17 protein-coding genes are annotated in these 18,050 nt (G+C 37.8%); 16 read left to right on the forward strand and 1 reads right to left on the reverse strand.

The window, feature by feature from the left end; translation table 11 throughout:
- The first annotated feature begins 86 nt into the window (after positions 1 to 86).
- The 4 genes from AC6F34_RS08595 to AC6F34_RS08610 all read left to right on the forward strand — a co-directional run bounded on the left by AC6F34_RS08595 (position 87) and on the right by AC6F34_RS08610 (position 2,648).
- The gene (locus AC6F34_RS08595; protein ID WP_500771068.1) at positions 87 to 605 is read left to right on the forward strand and encodes a YceD family protein; all 519 of its coding nucleotides are present in this window, start codon (positions 87 to 89) and stop codon (positions 603 to 605) included.
- 93 nt (positions 606 to 698) lie between these two features.
- A complete protein-coding gene (gene rpmF / locus AC6F34_RS08600; protein ID WP_307477699.1) occupies positions 699 to 872 on the forward strand; it encodes a 50S ribosomal protein L32 in 174 nt (57 codons plus the stop codon).
- Between the two features lie 339 nt (positions 873 to 1,211).
- Positions 1,212 to 1,970: an enoyl-CoA hydratase/isomerase family protein gene (locus AC6F34_RS08605; protein WP_500771070.1), complete on the forward strand. Its 759-nt coding sequence runs from the start codon at positions 1,212 to 1,214 to the stop codon at positions 1,968 to 1,970.
- Between the two features lie 93 nt (positions 1,971 to 2,063).
- Positions 2,064 to 2,648: an RsfA family transcriptional regulator gene (locus tag AC6F34_RS08610; RefSeq protein ID WP_500771072.1), complete on the forward strand. Its 585-nt coding sequence runs from the start codon at positions 2,064 to 2,066 to the stop codon at positions 2,646 to 2,648.
- Positions 2,649 to 2,735: 87 nt separating this feature from the next.
- Here the strand turns inward: AC6F34_RS08610 and AC6F34_RS08615 are convergent, their stop codons facing one another.
- Positions 2,736 to 3,209, reverse strand: coding sequence for an N-acetyltransferase (locus AC6F34_RS08615; RefSeq protein ID WP_500771074.1), 474 nt, complete (start codon positions 3,207 to 3,209; stop codon positions 2,736 to 2,738).
- Between the two features lie 261 nt (positions 3,210 to 3,470).
- Here AC6F34_RS08615 and AC6F34_RS08620 point away from each other — a divergent pair, with 261 nt between their 5' ends.
- The 12 genes from AC6F34_RS08620 to AC6F34_RS08675 all read left to right on the forward strand — a co-directional run bounded on the left by AC6F34_RS08620 (position 3,471) and on the right by AC6F34_RS08675 (position 18,006).
- Positions 3,471 to 4,808, forward strand: a complete 1,338-nt coding sequence (locus tag AC6F34_RS08620; protein WP_500771076.1) for an acetyl-CoA carboxylase biotin carboxylase subunit — start codon at positions 3,471 to 3,473, stop codon at positions 4,806 to 4,808.
- A 17-nt stretch (positions 4,809 to 4,825) separates the two neighbouring features.
- The gene (locus AC6F34_RS08625) at positions 4,826 to 5,038 is read left to right on the forward strand and encodes a biotin/lipoyl-containing protein (RefSeq protein ID WP_500771078.1); all 213 of its coding nucleotides are present in this window, start codon (positions 4,826 to 4,828) and stop codon (positions 5,036 to 5,038) included.
- 23 nt (positions 5,039 to 5,061) lie between these two features.
- Positions 5,062 to 6,603: an acyl-CoA carboxylase subunit beta gene (locus AC6F34_RS08630; protein ID WP_500771080.1), complete on the forward strand. Its 1,542-nt coding sequence runs from the start codon at positions 5,062 to 5,064 to the stop codon at positions 6,601 to 6,603.
- A 302-nt stretch (positions 6,604 to 6,905) separates the two neighbouring features.
- On the forward strand, positions 6,906 to 7,802 hold the full coding sequence (locus tag AC6F34_RS08635; RefSeq protein WP_500771082.1) for a 2-dehydropantoate 2-reductase: 897 nt from the start codon (positions 6,906 to 6,908) through the stop codon (positions 7,800 to 7,802).
- Positions 7,803 to 7,813: 11 nt separating this feature from the next.
- Complete coding sequence (locus tag AC6F34_RS08640) at positions 7,814 to 8,209, forward strand: DUF3397 domain-containing protein (protein WP_500771084.1); 396 nt, start codon at positions 7,814 to 7,816, stop codon at positions 8,207 to 8,209.
- Between the two features lie 93 nt (positions 8,210 to 8,302).
- Positions 8,303 to 9,937, forward strand: coding sequence for a bacillithiol biosynthesis cysteine-adding enzyme BshC (bshC, locus tag AC6F34_RS08645; protein ID WP_500771086.1), 1,635 nt, complete (start codon positions 8,303 to 8,305; stop codon positions 9,935 to 9,937).
- Between the two features lie 338 nt (positions 9,938 to 10,275).
- Positions 10,276 to 10,707 carry a division/cell wall cluster transcriptional repressor MraZ gene (gene mraZ, locus AC6F34_RS08650; RefSeq protein WP_500771088.1) on the forward strand — a complete coding sequence of 144 codons (432 nt, stop codon included), beginning with the start codon at positions 10,276 to 10,278 and terminating at the stop codon, positions 10,705 to 10,707.
- A gap of 38 nt (positions 10,708 to 10,745) precedes the next feature.
- Positions 10,746 to 11,681, forward strand: a complete 936-nt coding sequence (rsmH, locus tag AC6F34_RS08655) for a 16S rRNA (cytosine(1402)-N(4))-methyltransferase RsmH (RefSeq protein WP_500771090.1) — start codon at positions 10,746 to 10,748, stop codon at positions 11,679 to 11,681.
- A 27-nt stretch (positions 11,682 to 11,708) separates the two neighbouring features.
- Positions 11,709 to 12,068, forward strand: coding sequence for a cell division protein FtsL (gene ftsL2, locus AC6F34_RS08660; RefSeq protein ID WP_500771092.1), 360 nt, complete (start codon positions 11,709 to 11,711; stop codon positions 12,066 to 12,068).
- Positions 12,068 to 14,290, forward strand: a complete 2,223-nt coding sequence (locus tag AC6F34_RS08665) for a penicillin-binding protein (protein ID WP_500771094.1) — start codon at positions 12,068 to 12,070, stop codon at positions 14,288 to 14,290. Before ftsL2 ends, AC6F34_RS08665 begins: the two co-directional genes overlap by 1 nt.
- Before the next feature lie 103 nt (positions 14,291 to 14,393).
- Entirely contained in the window at positions 14,394 to 16,334 is a 1,941-nt protein-coding gene (locus AC6F34_RS08670) for a stage V sporulation protein D (RefSeq protein WP_500771096.1), read from the forward strand.
- 205 nt (positions 16,335 to 16,539) lie between these two features.
- Positions 16,540 to 18,006, forward strand: a complete 1,467-nt coding sequence (locus AC6F34_RS08675) for a UDP-N-acetylmuramoyl-L-alanyl-D-glutamate--2,6-diaminopimelate ligase (RefSeq protein ID WP_500771098.1) — start codon at positions 16,540 to 16,542, stop codon at positions 18,004 to 18,006.
- Positions 18,007 to 18,050 lie beyond the last annotated feature (44 nt).

An 18,050-nucleotide genomic window follows, 5' to 3' on the forward strand; every position in this document is an offset into this window, starting at 1 on the left:
TTGCTCCCAGATAAGTGTAAAGAAAAAATATTGACAAATAATGATATGAAAGCTATAATTACCTTTGTTGCCTTGAGGTGATTCGTATGAAATGGACTTTAAGTCAGTTACAAAAAAGTCGAAACAAAGAATTTCTAATTGATGAAGTAGTGAATGTAGACGAACTCGTAAAGAATGAATCTGACATTAGAGGCGCTTCACCAATGCATATAACAGGGAGAGCTGATATTGAATCAGCTAGTGTGACCTTTCATTTACATATAAAGGGTCATCTTGTACTTCCGTGTGCTCGAACATTAGTTGATGTGAATTATCCAATCGACGTTGAGACCATTGAAACCTTCTTGTTAAATGCCCACGGTATCGATACCGAGGAGGAAATTCATCAAATAAAGGGCGAAGTGATTGATTTAATGCCAGTCCTTCAAGAAATTCTAATTCTTGAAGTACCTATCCAAGTGTTCAGTGAAGAACATACAGAAGAAGGAGCTCCTCAATCAGGTAAAGATTGGGAAGTTATTCAAGAGCAGGACAAGAAGGAGAGCATCGATCCTCGTCTGGCAGGACTAGCGAATTTTTTTGATCAAAAAGATTCTTCTTCCTGAAATGGAAGATAGGAAAAAACAAGAAGCATTTGAAGAATCCAGCGAAAACTGGCCTTCATAACTTTCTTAATTCTCTTTAAGGAGGTGGGAAGAATGGCTGTACCTTTTAGAAGAACATCTAAAACTGCAAAAAGAAAACGTCGTACCCATTTTAAATTACAGGTTCCTGGTATGGTAGAATGCCCAAACTGTGGTGACATGAAACTTGCTCACCGCGTGTGCAAAGCTTGCGGAACTTACAAAGGAAAAGAAGTTGTTAGCAACTAATCTTTCTTAAGTGAAAGCACAAGATCTTTTGATCTTGTGCTTTTTTCGTTGTCTAAAAATGTATATTCCTTCGAATAGTAGTCTGTGTAAAATGAATTTGATGGTAAGTTCATACAGACTTAATAGTATGTCTAGTCTGTCTTATCATGAACGATGTGTTTTACGTTAGGTCTACAATTAACTTTCCTAATTTGACTACCGTTAAAGGTATTCTAAGAATATTCCCGTTTTAACCCTCCTGAAATACATGTAGACAAAGTTTGCAATCTCCGAAAGCTACCTATCAATTTTTATTTTAGATATAATATGTAGTAACTTGAAGTGAAGAGAGGAAATTCAATGACGAAAGCGTATCAGATTGAGTTATTACAAAATGGACTCTTATTATTTTCGATTACTAGAGCAGAGAAACGAAATGCGATTAATTATGAGGTGATGGAAGGGCTTGAGCAGTTAATAAAGTTAGCTGAACAGCGTGATGTGAAAGTGGTAGCGATTATAGGTGAAGGCGACAAGGCTTTTTGTTCAGGTGGTGACCTTTCAGTATTCCATGCACTAAGGACAGAGGAAGAAGCTTATCCCATGTTAAAAAGAATGTCAGATGTACTATGTAAATTATTATTCTTGCCCAAACCTACTGTAGCAATACTAAATGGACACGCTGTTGGTGGCGGGTGTGAAATAGCAACAGCTTGTGACTTTAGAATTGCTAGACAAGGTATAAAAGCTGGCTTTATTCAAGGTTCACTTGCAATAACAACAGGCTGGGGTGGCGGTACAATGCTACTTGAGAAGCTTGATACGGCCAATGCGCTTCAGATGCTGATGAATGCAAAAGTGTATTCTATATCAGAATTAAAAGCATTTGGATTTATCCATTCAACCTTTAACAATGATCCGATTCAATCATGCACCGACTTTCTAAACGATTTACTTAATGTGGAGACATCTGTATTGTGTGCGTATAAAAAAGTCCAGTTGGCTAAATGGAACCGTGTAGAAATTGAGAGCCGGATCGAGCAAGAAGTAAAAGAATGTGCAATGCTTTGGGCAGATGATGCTCATCACCAAAAAGTTAACAATTTCCTGAAAAAATAACCCTTTATTTCCGTCCGAATAAACTCAAATAATATCAGTCTATCTTTTCCTCTATCAGCATATGATTAAAGAAAAACAGTAGGAGGGATTTGAATGATGTCAACGAGACAGGATGCATGGTCGCAGGATGAAGATTTGCTTCTAGCTGAAGTTGTCCTTCGTCATATTCGTGAAGGGGGGACACAGTTGTTAGCATTTGATGAAGTTGGAAAACAATTGACTCGAACAGCAGCAGCATGTGGATTTCGTTGGAATTCTTATGTAAGGAAGCAATATAAGTCCGGAATTGAATTAGCAAAGAAACAGAGAAAAGAGTTGAAGAAAAAATCATTTGTCGAGTTAAAGGATGAAAATCATGTCTGTTTTCCTTCAACCACAGCGAATGAACCTTCTAAGCAAGTAGAAGAATTAGTAAGCTATGAAACAATCATTAAAACAGTTAAAAGCTTATATGAAAAAGTTGCGAATCAAGTAGAAAACGAAGATCAAGTAAACGCGTATCAAAACCGCATTCAAGAACTTGAACAAAGTAATCGTACGTTAACAAATGAGATGAAGAATATGCAAAAAGAATTACAGCAAGTAGAACAGGATTACTCAGCACTTGTAGATTTAATGGAGAGAGCTAGAAAAATGGTCACTGTTAAAGAAGAAGATAGAAAAAAGGTAAGAATCTAGAGCTTTTCCGCATCTTGTACATGTTCAAGAATTAATAAAGGATCATTTTCTTGAATAAAAGAGAAAATGATCCTTTTGTGTTTGTGTTTAGTTTTTTGCCTCTTTGACCCCTTTAGGAGACCAAATTAAAGGATTTTCACCTAAGTCTCTTTCCATATCGTATTGAACGGAAGTGAAGCCCATCTTTTCCCAAAAACCTTTAGATTTTACTCGAGGGTTTGTTTTAATAGGAAGCCCATATTCTTTTGCATAGTCTACTAAAGCTTTTCCATACCCTTTTCCTTGATAATCACCTAGTACTTCAAGCTTCCAAACTTCTAAGTAGTTTTGTTGAGGATCAAAGTAGAGATCAAACTTGGCATCTCTTTGGTAGAGGCTCATCCTAGCGACAAGTTTATCCCCGAAATAGAGCCCATAGAAAGGTGATTCACTGTCATTTTCAATAATATTCGCTTCTAAATCTTCAAGCATCGATAATTCTTGGAGTCCGTACTCTTTAAATTTTTTAAATTCCTCTAATGTTTTATAATTTACTTTTAATTTTTCTACCTTGTAAGCCATTGCGTAAACTCCCCCTTCAGTTGTGAATGATCTTATATGAATGAATAGTATCTGTTCTCATTATATAGCAATTTAATAAAAAATTCTGCAATTTTACTCTTTTCAATTCTAAATCTTCCAATTAGCCGCAAAAGAAAAAGCCTTTTCAATAGAAGAGAAAGCGTTTACAATAAAAAAGAAGGAATATACAGAAGATTGCAGAAATAAATAATATTGCGCCAAAACTACATCATTGGTCAATTAAACGAAAGGGGTTTCTATGTGAAGAAGATTCTTATTGCAAATCGAGGAGAAATAGCCCTTCGAATTATGAAAACATGTGAAAGGCTAGGAATTGAAACAGTAGCAATTTATTCGGATGCAGATGAACAAATGCCTTTTGTAAAGCAAGCTACTTACTCGCATCGTGTAGGAGAGCCGCAAGTAAATAAGTCTTATTTAAATACCGATGAAATTTTAGCTGTAGCGAAAGCTGAAAAAGTAGATGCGATCCATCCCGGGTATGGCTTTTTATCAGAGAATACAGCTTTTGCTAAAAAAATTGCAGAAGAGGGGATCAAGTTTATTGGTCCAAAACCAAGAACAATTGAAATGATGGGAGATAAGATTGTTTCAAGAAAAACAATGGTTGAAGCGAATGTACCAGTCGTCCCTGGAACAGATGGGATTAAGACGATTGACGAAGCCATTCTGTATGCCAATGAGATTGGTTTTCCGGTTATGCTTAAGGCGAGTGGTGGTGGTGGAGGAATTGGAATGGTGCGCTGTGAAGATGAGCAAGCGCTCACTAAGTCTTTTGATTCCATCAAAACAAGAGCAAAAGCATATTTCGGGTCAGATGAATTGTTTATTGAAAAGTTCATAGATGAGGCAAGGCATATTGAGGTTCAAATATTCGGAGATTCTCATGGCCAAATTGTTCATCTTTTTGAAAGAAATTGCTCAATTCAAAGGAGAAATCAGAAAGTTGTTGAGGAAGCTCCTTCTCCAATTCTTTCAAATGAAACAAGGGAAAAAATGTTTGAAATGGCGATTGCTGCAGCAAAAGCGGTGCAGTATGAAAATGCAGGAACCATTGAATTTATTGTCGATAAAAATGAGCAATTTTACTTTTTAGAAATGAACACTCGCCTGCAAGTGGAGCATCCAATTACTGAAGAGATTACAGGGCTCGATTTAGTTGAATGGCAAATAAAAGTGGCTAGAGGTGAAGAACTACCTTTAACACAGGAGCAGTTAACCTATAATGGGCATGCGATTGAATTTCGATTATATGCAGAAGATCCTATTAATTTTCTTCCATCACCCGGGAAAATTGAACTTTTAGAATGGCCACAGTTTGAAGATGTTCGGGTTGATTATGGCTATGAACAAGGAGGGGTTGTTTCTCCTTTTTACGATCCGATGGTTGCGAAAATCATTGTATCCGGAACGACTCGTTTGGATGCGATTGAGAAAGCAACAGATTTCTTTGATCAGTTTAAAGTTACAGGAATTAAAACCAATGCACCATTATTTGCAAATATCTTGAGCGAGCCATCCTTTAAAAAAGGCTTATATACAACTACTTATTTGAATCAATTACCTATTAAACAATAATCTAGGGGGAAAGAACGATGAAACAAGTAAATTCAGCTATGGCAGGAACAGTCTTTAATGTATTAGTGAATGAAGGAGAAGAGGTACAGGTTGGACAAACGGTTTTTGTCCTTGAATCAATGAAAATGGAAATTCCGGTAGAATCCACTGCAGCTGGTAAAGTGGTAAACGTAAAATTTGCTGTTGGCGATTTTGTCAATGAAGGAGACGTACTATTGGAATTAGAATAAAGCAGAACAAAGGGGGAACGAATATGACAACTGTTCAACAAGCATCAGAATTGTTAAAACAGCGAATCGAAAAAATTGAATCGGGTGGACAACCCAAATACCATGCAAAGCTTAATGAGCAAAATAAATTATTTGTTAGGAAAAGGTTAGAGCTCCTTTTTGATGAAGGCAAATACGAGGAGGACGGTAAGTTTGCGAATTGTATGGCGGATGACCTTCCTGCTGATGGAGTTGTAACAGCAATTGGGAAAGTTGGTGGACAAACGGTTTGTGTAATGGCAAATGATTCTACGATTAAAGCGGGCTCATGGGGGGCTCGAACTGTAGAGAAAATCATTCGTATACAAGAAACTGCTGAAAAATTAAAAGTGCCACTTTTATACTTAGTCGACTCAGCTGGAGCCAGAATCACCGATCAAATTGACATGTTTCCTAACCGTAGGGGAGCAGGAAGGATTTTTTATAACCAAGTGAAACTTTCTGGTGTGATACCACAAATCTGCTTATTATTTGGACCGTCGGCAGCTGGTGGAGCGTACATTCCTGCATTTTGTGACATTGTAATTATGGTCGATCAAAATGCATCAATGTATTTAGGCTCTCCAAGAATGGCAGAGAAGGTGATTGGAGAAAAAGTAACGTTGGAAGAAATGGGCGGCGCACATATGCATTGCAGTGTTAGTGGCTGTGGGGATGTTTTAGTCTACAATGAAGAAGATGCAATTGAATCTGCTAAAAGCTATTTATCGTATTTTCCTGCCAACTTTACTGTTAAGCCAGCGGCGTTCGAAGCGATTGAACCAAAGGTTGGGCGTTCTTTAGAAGAAATCATTCCTGTCCATCAGAATGCACCATTCGATATGTACGAAGCAATTGATCAGCTTATTGATAAAGGTTCATTCTATGAGGTTAAAAAGCTATTTGCTCCGGAGCTTGTTACAGGATTTGCGAGAATGGGTGGGAAGGTTGTCGGAATCATTGCAAACCAGCCGAAAGTAAAAGGTGGCGTTTTATTTGTTGATTCTGCAGACAAAGGTGCAAAATTTATTCAACTTTGCGATGCTTTCCATATCCCGTTGCTATTCTTAGCAGACGTACCTGGGTTTATGATTGGTACAAAAGTAGAAAGAGCGGGAATTATTCGTCATGGTGCAAAACTTATTGCTGCAATGAGCTCTGCTACGGTTCCTAAGATATCAGTTATCGTCCGCAAAGCATACGGTGCAGGACTCTATGCAATGGCTGGTCCAGCCTTTGAACCTGATTGTTGTATTGCATTGCCGACAGCACAAATTGCGGTAATGGGACCAGAAGCTGCGGTAAATGCTGTTTATTCAAATAAAATCAATGAGATTGAAGATCCAAAAGAAAAAATTGCCTATGTTCAGCAAAAGCAAAATGAATACAAAGAAACAATTGATATTTACCGTTTAGCATCTGAGATGATTGTTGATGATATTGTTGCACCTGAGGATCTTCGTAGTTCTTTAATCCGTCGTTTTGAACAGTATGATACGAAAGAATTGACATTTAGCGTCCGAAAACATCCAGTTTATCCGGTATAATATTCAATAATAAGGTTATCTTGAAGCTTTTTAAGCCGAAAGATAACCTTTATTTATAATTAAAAAAGAACATCTATGGGTTTTAATCCAATCAGAAGGTTAAGACATCGACAGAAGATTTTGCCTAAGAAAAAACAATGCAATGGATTGGTGAAGCTGTCTGTGGTTGATTCATTAAAATGAAAGAAAAATAACAATAAAGAAATTTTATAGGAAAATAGATTGACATTTTCTTGCGGAATATAGGTACAATCTCTTAATTGTTCTGATAAAATAATACTGTATAAGTAAGGTGATGGATCATGAAGAAAATAGCCATTTTCGGTGGAGGAGCGATTGGATTGCTCTTTGCACACTATTTACATAAGAAATTTGATGTTACGCTCTATGTACGTTCAGATACTCAATATGAAGCAATAAAAAAAGAAGGTCTTTTTTTCAAAAAGAGCGAAGTAATAAAAAATCATTATTGCCGTGTGAAAAATACTGATGAATGGTCAGGTTCGGAGGATCTAACTATTGTTGCTGTTAAACAATATCACATCGAACGATGTTTACAGCAATTCAATAATCAATCAAATAAAAAAGGAAATTACTTGTTTTTACAAAATGGAATGGGTCATTTAAAACAATTAGCATTTTTTGAGGCTCGTTCAGTATATGTTGCAACAGTTGAACATGGTGCACTAAAAACACGAGATAACCATGTTGAGCATACCGGAGTAGCCGTGACGAAATTGGCACTGCATTCTGGCGAAGAAAACGAGTTGCTTCAGGCATTTGTTACAGAGTTTACAGAAACAGAATTTCCATTTCTTCTTAGAAGTGAATACTTAGGGATGCTTGAAGAGAAATTAGTCGTGAATGCAATCATTAATCCATTAACAGCGATTGCTAAAGCACCGAATGGTTGTCTAATCGAAAATAGATTTTATCATCAATTAATGAAAGAGTATTTCGCTGAAGTAAGTTCTATTCTATCGATCTCAAATCGAGAAGAGACCTTCAACCATGTTGTGTCAGTATGTGAAAAAACAAAGACGAATCGATCTTCCATGTTAAAGGATTTAGAAGAAGGACGTCAAACAGAAATAGATGCAATTCTGGGCTACTTATTAGAAAGAGCAAAAGAGAAAAAAATCGAATCTCCTCTTACACTCGCTTTATACCTATGTATTAAAGGGGAGGAGAATCAATAGGAGGAGTGAGGATGAGTGGTCTTTTATCTGGGGTTGTTGCGACGTTTATTATCATTCCTTTATTCGCATACCTCGTTGTCTTTGTTATTGTTAAGCAATGGACAAAGAACCATCGTTTTGCAGTACAAACGGCAATCGAAGGGACAGCATTGCTTTTAATCTTTTCCGTTCATTTTATGATTATAGAGGTTTGGGGCATGTCGCTGTTATGGTTGATCCTAGTTATTGTGTTTCTAATTGGCGTCATTTTTACGACGGTTTATTGGAAGAAGAAAAACGAGATCCATTTAACAAAAGTTCTGAAAGGCTTTTTACGAATCAACTTTTTATTGTTCTCAGTGGTCTATTTTCTTTTATTTATTTTCGGATTATTTCGGAGCGTGGTCTATTTCATTTCTATGCCGTAAATTGTTTAAGCAAAGTTTTTTTCATTTCTTTTATGAGAATGCTATACTCAATATGACTATGTAGAAACTGTATTGAGGAAAGGAAGTTCTTGAATGGAGATGATCGATCTCTCATTGCCTGCGGCAAACCAATTTGCGACTGATTATATTGCTCAGTCTTCAAAAATGATGGATTTATTCCATTATCGCTATAATGACACTGATCATGATCGAATTCGATTAGGGGAATTAGCGAATCGTCAATTTAATAGAGTTGAACTTGCAAACCATGTGGAAAGATACATGCAGAAATATCCTTCTTCAAAGGCTGTGGAAAAATCTTTAAATAAACTAAAAGAGTCTAATAGTGCAGTGATTATTGGAGGACAGCAAGCGGGTATCTTAACAGGTCCACTCTATACAATACATAAAGTACTATCGATTATTGTCTTAGCTAAGCAAAAAGAAGAACAATTACAAATACCAGTTGTACCTGTTTTTTGGATTGCAGGAGAAGACCATGATTACGCAGAAGTGAATCACCTCTTCTTGCAAATAGAACACCGGTTAGAAAAAAAGGTGTATCCTGAGAAGGTACTTGATAAAAGAATGGTTTCAAACATCCATTTGAATAAAGATGTATGTAGAGAATGGGTGCAGGAGTTGTTGGAAGGATTAGAGGAAACTGAGCATACGAAACAGTTGCTTCAATTAATTGAAGATGCGATTGAATCATCAATGACTTATGTTGACTTCTTTAGCTCAATTATTATGGCAATGTTTAAGGAATCAGGATTATTAATTGTTGATTCTGGAGATCAGCATTTTCGAGAGCTCCAAAAAGAAGTGTTTATTCAATTAATTGAAGAAGCTGAGCCGATTACAGATGCGGTAAAGAGACAACAAGCTGAATTGCAGACAAGAGGGATGACTCCGATAATTGAATTATCAATGAAAGCTGCTAATCTTTTTTATTGTGATCCAAAAACTGGAGAGCGCATTCTACTCGATTACGATAAGGAAAACGACTTGTTTATTGATAAAGAGAGAACGGTGACATTTACAAAAGCTGAGTTAGTGCAAATAGCAAAAACTACACCATCTTTATTAAGTAATAATGTTGTTACCCGCCCTTATATGCAAGAAAGGCTATTTCCGACACTTGCCTTTATAGCTGGACCAGGAGAAATTTCTTATTGGGCAGAGCTTAAGCTAATGTTTGACTATCTACAAGTAAAGATGCCACCAATTGTTCCGAGGCTCAATCTTACATTAGTTGAACGAAATGTCGAGGCAGATTTACAAGAGTTGAATCTTGAATTTGCAGATGTATTAAGCAATGGCATCGAGCAGCAAAAGCAAGCTTATCTAGATTCACTTCAAAGCAAGGAGCAGGATGAACTTTTTAAAAGTTTGCTGAACATGATTGACGAACATTATGAAGAAATTAGGCAGTATACTTTAAAAGAGGCAAAAGGTGTATTGTCGCTTTTAGAAAAAAATGAAGCAAGTATAAAAAAGCAAGTTCAATTCCTTGAAAAAAAAGTAACAGAATCAATTCAATTAAAACATCATGTGAAAATTACTAAATACGAGCGCGTTGGTATCCATTTACGCCCAATGAATGGCCCACAAGAAAGAACATTAAATGCTTTGCCTTTATTAAATCGATATGGCATTCATTTGTTCCAAGAATTGAGCCACTTACCATATACATTTGATGGAACACATAAGCTAATAAAATTATAATAAGTGACGAGATTCCTTTTTCTCGGTTATAGACTGTAGACAAACTATTTTATTTGTTTGTCTGCGGTCTTTTTTTATGACTAATTTATAAATTAGTCAGTTTCTGTCTATGTTTGGGTGGGAAATAACGAACATGATTCAAGATGAGACAAAAACAAGAGGAGTTTGACAAGACGAGATAAAAATAGGAGCTAATCTTGTTAAAATCACACGAACGAATGATGTAAAAAGATAATTATTTCAGCAGGAAATAAAACTGACAAATAGAATTAATAAAAAAAAGTGGAGGAAAGTGGGGGATTGTGGTACATTTGTGTTAGAAAGTGGGTGTAGTGGGTATGTTTATGGGTGAATACCATCATAACGTTGATAGTAAAGGCCGATTGATCGTGCCTGCTAAGTTTCGTGATCATCTTGGTGAAGCGTTTGTATTAACGCGCGGCTTAGATCAATGTTTATTTGGATACCCAATGACAGAATGGAAAATCCTTGAAGATAAATTGAAGGCACTCCCACTCACAAAAAAAGATGCTCGAGCTTTTACCCGGTTTTTCTTTTCGGGTGCTACCGAGTGTGAAATTGACAAACAAGGCAGAATCAATATCGTATCACCACTTCAGCAATATGCAAAATTGGAAAAAGAATGTGTCGTCCTAGGTGTATCCAATCGAATTGAAATTTGGAGTAAACCATTATGGGAAGAATTTTTTGCAGATTCAGAGGAATCTTTTGCCGAAATTGCAGAAAATATGATTGGGTTTGATATTTGATCATTCTCATAAGAGCGGTTGGAAAGGATGAAGCAGCGTTGTTTAAACATACAACAGTACTATTAAATGAAACGGTAGACGGACTAAATATTAGACCTGATGGGGTCTATGTGGACTGTACTTTAGGTGGGGCTGGTCATAGTGAATTAATTCTCTCGCAGTTATCACCAGAAGGAAAATTATATGCGTTCGATCAAGATGATGTAGCAATCGCTAATGCGAAAGAAAAGCTTGCAGCATATGGGGACCGATTAACAATTATAAAAAGTAACTTCACACATTTAAAAGAAGAGTTAGCTCATTTAGGCGTTACAAATGTTGATGGTGTACTTTATGATTTAGGTGTATCCTCTCCTCAGCTTGATACTCCTGAGAGAGGGTTTAGCTATCACCATGATGCACCGTTGGATATGAGAATGGATAATGAAGCAAGCATAAGCGCTTATCATGTTGTGAACGAATGGGAGTATAGTGAGCTTGTGAAAATTTTCTTCAAGTATGGAGAGGAGAAGTTTTCAAAGCAGATTGCCAGGAAAATTGAGGCTGCAAGAGAAAAGGCACCAATTCAATCAACGGGAGAATTAGTTGAGTTGATTAAAGATGCCATTCCTGCACCAGCAAGAAGAAAAGGTGGACATCCTGCTAAAAGGGTATTTCAAGCAATCCGGATAGCAGTGAATGATGAGTTAGGTGTTTTCGAAAACTCATTGCAACAGGCAATAGATATATTACACCCAGGTGGACGAATCAGTGTGATCACTTTCCACTCATTGGAAGACCGTATTTGTAAAACCATTTTCAAGAAAGCAAGCGAAGTTCCAAATTTACCACCAGGGCTACCTGTCATTCCAGAGGAATTCAAACCAACACTTAAACTGATTAACCGAAAACCGATTGGTCCGAGTGAAGAGGAATTAGAGCAAAACAACCGGTCAAGGTCGGCAAAATTACGAATAGCAGAGAAAATAAAATAATCGTTCACGATACATAGGAGGGGAAACATGGGCAGTTTAGCGAGGCAGATACAGCAACAGCAACATCAGCAACAAACAGTTGCACCACAGCCAAAAAAGGTAAAACAAAAAAAAGCTTGGTTTTCACCTGGTGAAAAAGTATTGGGATTAGTATTCGCAGGGATTTTATGTTTTGGTGCAGTTCAAGTCTTATCGAATGCATCATCCATCTATATGCTTAATAAAGATATGCAGTCAATGCAAACAGATCTTGAGACACAACAAGTAAGAAATATGGATTTATCCAACCAAGTTTCTGAAAAGAGAACACCTGAACGCCTTCGTGAGGAAGCAGTGAGACAAGGACTCATTCAAAATGATCAAAATACGAAGGTTGTGCACGATTAATGGAAAAGAAGCAACGAAATATTAATGCTGGAGCAGCGCTATTATTTATAGCATTTAGCCTGCTCTTTTTTGTCATATTGTTCCGCTTCCTTTCGATACAAATTACTGGAGAAGTTGCAGGACATTCTGTTGTTGCGAAGGCACAGAACTTGTATCATCGGGAAAAGGTTTTGGAAGCGAATAGAGGAACTATTTATGACCGTAACGGAGAAGTGATTGCGGAGGATGTAAACTCATATAAGCTCATTGCAATATTAGATGAGAAATACACATCAAATAAAGAGAATCCGAGACATGTTGTCGACCCAGCTTATACAGCAAAGGAGCTCGCTCAAGTGATCGATCTGGATGAGTCAGAAATATATAGCATATTGACACCAGGTGGCGATCCGTTTCAAGTTGAATTTGGAAGTGCTGGGCGAGATTTAACGTTTGAACAAAAAGAGCAAATTGAAGAAATGAATCTCCCAGGTCTTGGTTTTATACAAGATAAAAAAAGGTTTTATCCGAATGGTGTTTTCTCCTCACACTTAATCGGTTATGTGGATAAACAGGAAACAGAATCGAAGCAATCTGTTGATGTTGGGATGCTAGGGATAGAGAAGACGTTAAATGAACAATTAACTGGGAAAAACGGTCGATTTGAATATGAGGCTGATTTATGGAATTTGCTTATTCCGAATCGCGATCAAATCATTGAACCGGCTAAAGACGGTTTTGATGTGTATTTAACAATCGAAAAGAAAATCCAAACATTATTAGAAGATGCGATGAATCAAGTTGATGAGAAATATAGCCCTGAGAAGATGGTTGCTGTTGTAGCTGATCCGAAAACAGGCGATATTCTAGCTATGTCCCAACGCCCCACTTTTCATCCTAAAACAAGAGAAGGCATCAATGAAACATGGCATAACTTAGTCGTTGAGGATTCGTTTGAGCCAGGCTCTACAATGAAAATCTTTACTCTCGCTGCGGCAATTGAAGAAGGGGTATTTCAATCTAATGGTTGGTTTGAGTCTGGTTCTTATAAGGTGACCGAACGTTCTAGTCCTGTTCGTGACCATAATGGTGGTCGTGGTTGGGGTACGATTACGTATTTAGAAGGAGTACAAAGATCTTCGAACGTTGCTTTTGCGAAAATCGTGAAAGAACAATTAGGCTATGATTCATTTAGAGATTACTTGACGAAATTTGGATTAGATCGACCAACAAACATAGATGTCCCAAACGAAACTGGTGGGAAGATCGTTTATGAATGGCCGTTGGAGAGGGTGACAACAGGTTTTGGTCAAGGTTCTGCATTTACACCGATTCAGCAAATACAAGCTGCAACTGCAATTGCAAGTGATGGGACGATGAAGAAGCCACATGTCATCTCAAAGGTTGTAGATCCAAGCACTGGTGAAGAAATTGCTAACAATGAAACAGAAATAACTGGTACTCCGATTTCAGAGAAAACCGCAAAAGAAGTTCGTGATATTTTAGAAACAGTCGTTTCATCAGAAAATGGTACAGGTCAGCGTTTTCATATAGATGGATATGAAGTATCAGGGAAAACGGGAACCGCACAAATTCCAAACCCGAATGGTGGAGGATATTTACAAGGGCATAACAATTACATTTTCTCCTTTCTAGGAATGGCACCTGCAGATGATCCTGAGTTAATCGTTTATGTTGCAGTTCAACAGCCAGATATTGATATAGGAACAAATGGGGCAGTGCCTGTTTCAGAGATCTTTAATCCAGTCATGAAAAACAGCTTGCACTACCTTAATATTGAGCCGACTACATCGGAGAAACCTGTTACAAATAAAATGCCGAATGTGAGTGGTTTATTAACTTCTGAAGCAGAAGAACAATTGAAAAACTTAAACCTAAACCCTGTGATTATCGGTGATGGTGACAAGGTAATACAGCAAGCTCCTAATGATACGAGCAATCTATTAAATGGAGAAAAAGTAATGATTCTAACAGATGGAGCCATTACTGTGCCTGATATGCATGGTTGGTCATTGAGGGATGTCATGAAGTTCGCTAAAGTGACGAATGTAAAATTAAACTCGGTTGGACAAGGGTATGCTGTAAAGCAAAGTCTTTCAGCTGGAGCGCAAATTGTTGAAGGTGATTACTTGATTGTGGAATTTGTCTCACCGGAAGCATATTTCTCTGGTTCGTATGAAGAATCAGGTGAGGAAGGCGAAGAAATTGAAGTGTATGATTAATTGATACATAGAACGCATTGCCTAAGGGGTGATGCGTTCTATTCATTTTGGTACAAGCATATATTGAAACGAGAATGATTGGAATGGAGGTTCGTTTTTACGTATGCGTGTATCAAATGTTACTGTTCGCAAACGGTTGACTCTCGCCTTATTCATTGGTATTCTAATTTTTTTAATTATCGATGTGCGATTAGGCTATGTACAGTTTTTTCTTGGGAATAAGCTGACAGACGGCGCTAAGGATCTTTGGAGTAGAAATATTACGTTTGAACCAGAAAGAGGAGAAATAGTAGATCGTAATGGTGTAGCTTTAGCGACGAACATTAGTGCACCAACAGTTTACGTTATTCCGAGGCAAGTGGAAAACCCTCAAGATGCTGCTGAGAAATTAGCGAATGCATTAGGGGATTCTGTAGAGAAGATTTACAAAGAAATAACCGTTAAAGAACGTAGTGTTCGACTAAAAGTGGGGAGGAAAATCTCACATGAAAAGGCAAAGGAAGTTCGTGCTTTGGCGATTCCTGGAGTCTATATTGGAGAAGATTCGAAGCGCCATTATCCGTTTGGAAGCTATCTATCCCATGTATTAGGTTTTGCAGGAATTGATAATCAAGGGCTAATGGGATTGGAGCTTTACTATGACAAAGAGCTTCAAGGACAAAAAGGTGCAGTGAAATTTTATGCGGATGCAAAAGGGCATCGGATGAATGAATTAGCCGATGACTATGAGGCACCTATTAATGGGAACAACCTTGCCTTGACAATCGATTCGAAAGTGCAAACAATTATGGAGCGGGAGCTTGATATTGCTGAAGCATTATATAATCCAGATGGCATTATCGCAATTGCGATGAACCCAAATACTGGAGAGATATTAGCGATGTCAAGTCGACCTACATTTGATCCGGCTGACTTTCAATCGGTTGCACCTGATGTTTACAATCGTAATTTGCCAATTTGGAGCACGTATGAGCCAGGCTCGACGTTTAAAATTATCACCTTAGCAGCAGCGCTAGAGGAAGGAAAGGTAGATTTAGAGAACGACCATTTTCATGATCCTGGCTTTGCTGAAGTTGGAGGGGCAAAGCTGCGTTGTTGGAAAAAAGGTGGCCATGGCAGTCAATCTTACTTAGAAGTTGTTCAAAATTCCTGTAACCCAGGCTTTGTTGAACTCGGGGAACGTTTAGGTAAGGATAAATTATTTCAATATGTCCGTGACTTTGGTTTTGGTGCGAAGACAGGAATCGATTTACAAGGTGAAGGAAGAGGGATTTTATTCAACTTGGATCGAGTTGGACCTGTAGAGCAAGCAACAACCGCCTTTGGACAAGGTGTATCTGTTACTCCGATTCAGCAAGTTGCTGCCATTTCAGCAGCGATAAATGGAGGGACTCTGTACACACCATACATTGCTAAAGAGCTAATTAATCCTGCAACAGGTGAAGTGATCATGAAGAAATCACCAACAGCAAAAAGAAGTGTCATTTCGAAAGAAACATCTGATCAGATCAGACATGCACTTGAAAGTGTCGTGGCCCAAGGTTCAGGGAAAAAAGCATTCGTAGAAGGGTATCGTGTTGGTGGAAAAACAGGTACTGCCCAAAAAGCAGCTGGTGGCCGTTACCTCGAGAATAATCACATTGTTTCCTTTATTGGTTTTGCACCAGCGGATGATCCGCAAATAGTTGTCTATACAGCAGTTGATAATCCGAAAGGAACAGTTCAGTTTGGTGGTGTTGTAGCAGCCCCGATTGTTGGGAATATTATTGGAGACAGTTTAAGGGCGATGGGCGTAGCACCACGAAAAGGTCAAATAGAAAAAGAGCTTGCGTGGCCAGATGTTCCATTAATTGAAATGCCGAATTTAGTTGGGATTACAAAGAGGGAGATTGGAGAAATCTTTCTGAATTTGACGATTGAATCAAGCGGACAAGGAGACACGGTCGTTCAACAAACGCCTGAACCTGGTGTGAAGCTGAAAGAAGGCTCAACGATCCGATTGTATTTTGGTGACAAAGCACAGGATGAAGTAGGCGACGATTAAACGCGCCTACTTTCAGTCCATTTAAAGATAATCGATAGGGAGTCTTATGAACTGGATGTTGGAAAATTTCAGAGAGAAATCTGGTCTTCAATGTTCAGAATAAGAAAACAAATAGCGTAAAGACGCATTTTCATGTAAAATAATAATCGCCATCCATATCGATATAATGTGGAAAGAGTTATCAATTGAGAGGAATGAACACTCAATGAAATTACATAAAGTGATGAACATAATAGAACCTTTTAAGCAGCATGAAGCATCATCAATTGAAATTACTTCAATTGAAAATGACAATCGAAAAGTCCAAGTGGGAAGCTTGTTTATTTGTATAAAAGGGTATACAGTTGATGGCCATGACTTTGCGAAGTCAGCGGTTGAAAGCGGAGCAGTAGCTATTCTTGCTGAAAAAGAATTGGAGATAGATGTTCCTGTAGTCATTGTAAAAGATACTAAAAGAGCTATGGCTGTCCTTGCAGATGCATATTACAACCAGCCAACAAAAAAGCTACGCTTAATCGGTGTAACTGGAACGAACGGAAAGACAACGACTACCCATTTAATTGATGATATTCTGAAGGCAGCTGGTGAAAAAACTGGCCTAATTGGAACGATGTATACGAAAATTGGGGACGAAGTTCAAGAAACAAAGAATACAACACCAGAAAGCTTAGCTTTACAGAAAATCTTTCATAAAATGGTGCAATCAAACGTACATACAGCAATGATGGAAGTCTCATCCCATGCATTGGATGAAGGCCGTGTCCACGGTTGTGATTTTGATATAGCCGTATTTACAAATCTTACACAAGATCATCTTGATTATCATCATACGATGGATGAATATAAGCGAGCAAAAGGTTTGCTATTTGCACAGCTTGGCAGTGATTTTCACCATGAAAACCCTAAATATGCAATTCTAAATGTTGATGATGATGCATCCATTCAGTATGCAAAATCAACAACAGCTCATGTATTAACTTATGGAATTGACAATGGAGCAGATTTTTTAGCAAAAGACATTCGAATCACTGCTAAAGGAACCACATTTACATTGATTAGCCCACTCGGTAAGCGTGAAGTAGAAATGAAGCTCGTAGGGAAATTTAGCGTATACAATGTACTTGCAGCTATTGCAGCAGGGATTGCTTGCCAAGTACCTTTAGAAACAATTGTGCGCACAATAGAGAAAATCGATGGAGTTGCTGGTCGCTTTGAGGCGGTAGATGCTGGCCAAGATTACTCTGTTATTGTTGATTATTCACATACTCCTGATAGCCTAGAAAATGCTTTGAAAACGGTACAAGAATTCGCAAGTGGTCGGATTTTTTCGATTGTTGGGTGTGGAGGAGACCGTGACAGAACAAAACGTCCATTAATGGCTCAAATTGCTTGTAAGTATAGCACGGATGCTATCTTTACTTCAGACAACCCGCGTAGCGAGGATCCTAAAGCTATTCTAAAGGATATGGAAAACGGTGTTACTGGTGAATCGTTTACATCCATTATTGATCGTAAAAAAGCGATCCAATATGCGATAGAACAAGCAAACGCAGGAGACGTGATCTTGATTGCTGGTAAAGGGCATGAAACGTATCAAACGATTGGCAAGCAAGATTTTGATTTTGATGATCGCCTTGTAGCTAAAGATGCAATTTTAGAAAAAAGTCTTTAACTGTTGACGAGTAGATATTGTATAAAAAAAGAAATTGTCAGACT

The organism is Niallia sp. CD-39 (assembly GCF_059874745.1).